This is a genomic window from Bacillus sp. SIMBA_026 (assembly GCF_046535335.1).
GTDB classification, from domain to species: Bacteria; Bacillota; Bacilli; order Bacillales; family Bacillaceae; genus Bacillus; species Bacillus velezensis.
Window position 1 is genome coordinate 1 of record NZ_JAWRWX010000332.1, and the last position, 253, is coordinate 253.

At 59.3% G+C, this 253-nt stretch carries 1 protein-coding gene; it reads right to left on the reverse strand.

Translation table 11 applies throughout. From position 1 onward, the window contains the following. Positions 1 to 253 (reverse strand): hypothetical protein (locus SB847_RS21680; RefSeq protein ID WP_410578759.1); only part of this gene is annotated, 253 nt, incomplete at both ends.

Genomic DNA, 253 nt, shown 5'->3' on the forward strand with positions numbered 1-253 from the left:
GACGCCGACAATCGCCCCGATCTCCGCCAGCAAAGGCATGGTCATGGTGTGATGGCAAGGCGCCCATTCCAGGTGCAGCGTCGCAATCCTGAGGCTCGATTGCCTCTCCGTGGAACTGTGCGAAAGGTCATGCACCAGCTTCTTCAAGTGTTCTATGGTGCACAGCCCTGTTGAAACGTCGGTGCAACTCAACGGAGTGACCAGTTCATGCTCTTCCGCCCACGCCTCTGCCAGGTCGAGCACCGCCTCGAAG